Source organism: Collinsella sp. AM18-10 (assembly GCF_003471585.1).
In the GTDB taxonomy this organism is placed as follows: Bacteria; Actinomycetota; Coriobacteriia; order Coriobacteriales; family Coriobacteriaceae; genus Collinsella.
The window spans coordinates 1-4,917 of record NZ_QRJO01000031.1; the positions used below are offsets into that span (position 1 = coordinate 1).

The window sequence follows — 4,917 nt, forward strand, 5'->3', positions numbered from 1 at the left end:
ATGATGGGGCGGAATGTCAATCCTGGTCTAACAGAGCCATGCAATTACCGCGGTGCTTCAAACTTAGCGATGGAAGAAACCGCGGCGCTCAAACTTGGGCTCGCAGCACACGTTGATGCCCAACTTGCGCAGTACCGTCTCGTCCGTCGGCGAGATAATCACGCTAAAGAAGGCATCGCAACCGCGCAGCTGCTCCAGGCCCGAAAGGACGCGAGCGGCCGTCTCACTCGTGGCCGAGGTGATTGACAGCGCCATAAGCGTCTCGTCGGTGTGGAGGCGCGGGTTTTTGCTGCCCAGGAAATGCGTCTTGAGCTTGCTGATGGGCTCGATCGCCTCATCGCTAATGACCTCGAGCTCAAGGTCGACGCCCGAGACATGCTTGAGGGCGTTCATAATGAGCGAACTTGCGGCGCCCAGGCGCGTGGAGGTCTTACCGGTCACCACGGAGCCATCGGGCATGACCATGGCACCCACGGGACCACCCGTCAGCTGCTCCCTGGTGAGGGCCGCCGAGCGCGCCGGTGAGTAGTTCTTATCGATGCCGGCTTTCTTCATAATAATCTTGAGACGGTCGACTTGCTCATCGCCCACGCCGGTACGGCGCACATTTTCGACCGCGGTAAAGTAGCGGCGGACGATCTCCATCTTGGAGGCGTCGCGGCAGGCATCGTCATCGGTGATGGCAAAACCGACCATATTGACGCCCATGTCCGTAGGGCTCTGGTAGGGGCTCTTGCCCAGGATCTTTTCCATCAGGGCACGGACTACCGGGAAGGCCTCGACGTCGCGGTTGTAGTTGACCGTGGTCTTGTTGTAGGCCTCCAGGTGGAAGGAGTCGATGATGTTGGCGTCATCGAGGTCTGCCGTGGCGGCCTCGTAGGCAATATTGACCGGATGCGTAAGGGGCAGATTCCAAACCGGGAAGGTCTCGAATTTGGCATAGCCGGCGGCCGTGCCATGCTTGTGCTCGTGATAGAGCTGAGACAGGCAAGTGGCGAGCTTGCCCGAGCCAGGGCCGGGCGCCGTCACGACAACGAGCGGTCGGGTGGTCTCGACAAACTCGTTCTTGCCATAGCCGTCGTCGGACACAATCAGATCGACATCGTGCGGATACCCCTCGATGGGATAGTGCAGCTTGGCGGGAATACCGAGCGCGTTCAGGCGGTTGCGGAACACATCGGCAGCGGGCTGTCCAGCGTACTGGGTGATGACCACGGCCGCGACAGCAAAGCCGTTGCCGCGGAACAGGTCAACCAGGCGCAGCACATCCTCGTCATAGGTAATGCCAAGGTCACCACGAGCCTTGTTTTTCTCGATGTGGTTCGCGTTGATCGCGATGATAACCTCGACATCGTCGGCGATGCTTTTGAGCATGCGGAACTTGCTGTCCGGCTCAAAACCCGGTAGCACGCGGCTGGCATGATAGTCATCGAACAGCTTGCCGCCAAACTCCAAATACAGCTTGCCGCCAAACTGCGAGATGCGCTCCTTAATGTGAGCAGCCTGCAGCTCGATATACTTCGCGTTGTCGAAACCCTGGCGCATGTATGGCTCCCGTCCCGTTTCGTAAATTAAGTTCCTACGCGATTATAACGGAGCCCGCCCTCCCCGATAACCAGACCATCAACAGGCACCAACCAAACACGCCATCGATAAGTTGCGGTGAAATAGCTCCTGTTTAACCCCTCAAGACGGCCAAACGGGAACTATTCCACCGCAACTTCCCCTTTTGGCGCAAATTAACCTGACCCCTTTGCACCAACAGCAGAAACGTCGTGGGCAGAGAACGGACAGCGAACAGGCGCCAGAGCGAGCAAGCCGCCCCCTGCGCCAACAATGGCAGCGCCGCAGGTTGAGCATAAGTCAGCGAAAGCCCGCCAGAGCGAGCAAGGTGACGTGAAAGAGGAGGGCATAGGCCTTTTGGCCATGCCCGACGATTGAACGTCAGATTGCCGCTCTGGCGGGCTTGCAGCGTCGAGTGGTTCCGGCGTTTGGTAAAACGCCGGAACACAAGAGCGCCCCCTCCCGCGCACGGAACGGGAGGGGGCCAAAGGTAGGAGTCTACCGGTGGGGTTACCCCACCGGACAGACGATGACCAGGTGATCCGTTATAGGATCGTCATGGTTTCCGTGGGGTACCCAAGGGGTACTTAGAGCATCACGCAAGCGACGGTCAGGATGATGGCGCAGACGACGGAGAGAGCGACGATGAGCTTAAGAGCAAACTTGAGCCAGGTCGTCCACTCGATCTTGGCCAGGGCAAGACCGCCCATGATGGCGCCGGAGGTCGGGGTGAACAGGTTCACGACGCCGATGGCGGCGGAGAAGATCATGACCATGACCTCGGGCGAGAAGCCGAGCTTAACAGCCAGCGGTCCCATGATGGGCATGGAGACAGTAGCCATACCGGAGGTCGAGGGGATCAGGAAGGACAGGCCGAAGTAGACCAGGAAGCTCATGGGAGCGAAGATCACGCCGGACAGGCCAGCCAGAGCATTGGCGGCAGCGTCGAGGACGTAGACGTCGAGGCCGGTGCTAGCCATGAGGACGGAGATACCACGGGCGAGGGCGATGACGAGGACAACGGACATCATGTCGGCAGCGCCGGTGATGAAGGTGTTGACGATCTGCTTCTCGGACAGGCCGCCGATAATACCGATCAGGACAGCCATGAGGAAGAACCAGGTGGAAGCCTCGTCGAAGTACCACTGACCAATGGGCAGGCCGGTGATCAGGGCAGACCAGCCCTGAACGATGGCGTTACCGTCGGCGTCATAGACAGCGCCAGCATCGAAGAAGTTGGCGACGCCCTCGTTAAGGTCGGCCAGCGGGATGAAGCCGACGATCATGACGACGAAGGTGAAGGCAAAGGCGATCAGAACACCCTTCTGACGACCGGTGAGCTTGACCTCCTTGTGAACCTCGGAAGCAGCCTTGCCGTGAGCCTCTTCGGCGTCCTTGAGCTCCTGCATCGAAAGGATGGTGGAGCCCTTGTCAGCCTTGACCTTCTTGGCATAGCTCATGACGAAGAAGATGGACATGGCGGTGGTAACAATCCACAGGACGGCACCGAGGCCGATGATGATGGACTGGTTGACCTCAATGCCAACGCCGGTCAGAGCGTCGACGGCAGCGCCGACGGCAAACGGGTTAACCGTGGAGCCGAGGCAGCCGCAGCCAGCGCCGAGCAGGACGGTTGCAGCGCCGACCATGGGGTCGAAGCCAGCAGCCATCATGGTAGCGGCGAGCAGGGCGTAGAAGGGAACGGTCTCCTCGCACATACCATAGGTGGTACCACCGAGGGAGAAGATGAGCATCAGCACGGGAATGAGCATGATCTCATTGCCCTTAAGCTTCTGCACCAGAACGGCAATGCCGTTGTCCAGGGCGCCGGTCTCGGTCATCATGCCGAGGAAGCCGCCGAGGATCATAACGAAGAGGCAGACGGGCAGAGCGTCAGCGAAGCCCTTGACCGGGGCGGTGCAGAAATCGCTCAAGCGGGCAGCGGTAACCGCGCCACCGGACGTACCGGAGACGATAACGGTAACAACCGCGACGATTGCCAGCAGAGCAAGAAGAATGGTGAACGATGAAGGCATACCGCGCTTTTTCTTAGCGGTCTCAGTCATAGTTCTCATCCCCCCTTCATAAATCATTTACTGATCTCGCCCGAAGCGGCTCTTCCGTGCCGTGCATGTCGTTCGGTGCGAGATTTTTACCAGACAAAAGTGCTCGGGGTGCGCAGCAATGCACCCCGAGCGAGATGCTAGATGCTCTTACTTGAGCGTAGCGTACATGACAGCCTTGATGGTGTGCATGCGGTTCTCGGCCTCGTCGAAGACCTTGGAAGCGGGGCTCTCGAAGACCTCGTCGGTGACCTCCTGCTCGGTGATGCCGAACTGCTCGCACTTCTCGGCGCCAATCGTGGTGTTGGTGTCGTGGAAGCTGGGCAGGCAGTGCAGGAAGATGGCACCCGGGTTGGCCATAGCCATGACCTCGGAGGTAACGCGATACGGGGTGAGCTGAGCGATGCGCTCGGCCCAGACCTCGTCGGGCTCGCCCATGGAGACCCAAACGTCGGTGTAGAGAACGTCGGCACCGGTGACGCCGTCCTTGACGTCGGTGGTCAGCTTGATGGTGCAGCCGTTGGCCTCGGCGATGGGCTTGCAGGCCTCGATGACGTCGTCAGCGGGCATGCACTCCTCGGGGCCGCAGGCCACGAAGTTCATGCCGAGCTTGGAGCAGACAACCATGAGGGAGCGAGCGACGTTGTTCTTGCAGTCGCCCATGAAGACGAGGGTCTTGCCCTTGATGTCGTAGTTGAAGTTCTCCTGGACGGTCAGGATGTCGGCGAGCATCTGGGTGGGGTGCCACTCAGTGGTCAGGCCGTTCCACACGGGCACGCCGGACTTAGCGGCGAGCTCCTCGACGTCGTCCTGGGCAAAGCCGCGGAACTCGATGCCGTCATACATGCGGCCGAGAACGCGAGCGGTGTCCTCGATGGACTCCTTCTTGCCCATCTGCGACGAACCGGGATCGAGGTAGGTGACGCCCATGCCCAGATCCATGCCGCCGACCTCGAAGGCGCAGCGGGTACGAGTGGAGGTCTTCTGGAAGAGCAGAACGATGTTCTTGCCCTCGAGATAGCGGTGCGGAACGCCAGCGCGCTTCATATCCTTGAAGTTCTTGGAGAGCTTGAGCAGGTACTCGATCTCCTCAGTGGTGAGGTCGAGAAGCTTGAGGAAGCTACGGCCGGAGAGGTTAACACCCATGGTTCGTTTCCTTTCGAAAAAATGAATTACGTAAGTATTAGTGTTGCCCGTTTGACGGGCGAAACCGGTGCGGTTGTAGGGGGACCGCACCGGAAACGGAAAGACTTAGAGGTCCTCGCGCCAGAAGGGCATGCTCATGCAGCGC

The 4,917-nt window shown here is 59.7% G+C and carries 3 protein-coding genes; all 3 read right to left on the reverse strand.

Translation table 11 applies throughout. From position 1 onward, the window contains the following. Positions 1-63 precede the first annotated feature (63 nt). The 3 genes from DW211_RS09900 to argF all read right to left on the reverse strand — a co-directional run bounded on the left by DW211_RS09900 (position 64) and on the right by argF (position 4,772). Complete coding sequence (locus DW211_RS09900) at positions 64-1,545, reverse strand: DUF1846 domain-containing protein (RefSeq protein ID WP_006234276.1); 1,482 nt, start codon at positions 1,543-1,545, stop codon at positions 64-66. A gap of 605 nt (positions 1,546-2,150) precedes the next feature. Continuing rightward, complete coding sequence (locus DW211_RS09905; RefSeq protein ID WP_369831814.1) at positions 2,151-3,638, reverse strand: YfcC family protein; 1,488 nt, start codon at positions 3,636-3,638, stop codon at positions 2,151-2,153. A 138-nt stretch (positions 3,639-3,776) separates the two neighbouring features. Further along, positions 3,777-4,772, reverse strand: a complete 996-nt coding sequence (argF, locus tag DW211_RS09910) for an ornithine carbamoyltransferase (protein ID WP_117584234.1) — start codon at positions 4,770-4,772, stop codon at positions 3,777-3,779. Positions 4,773-4,917 lie beyond the last annotated feature (145 nt).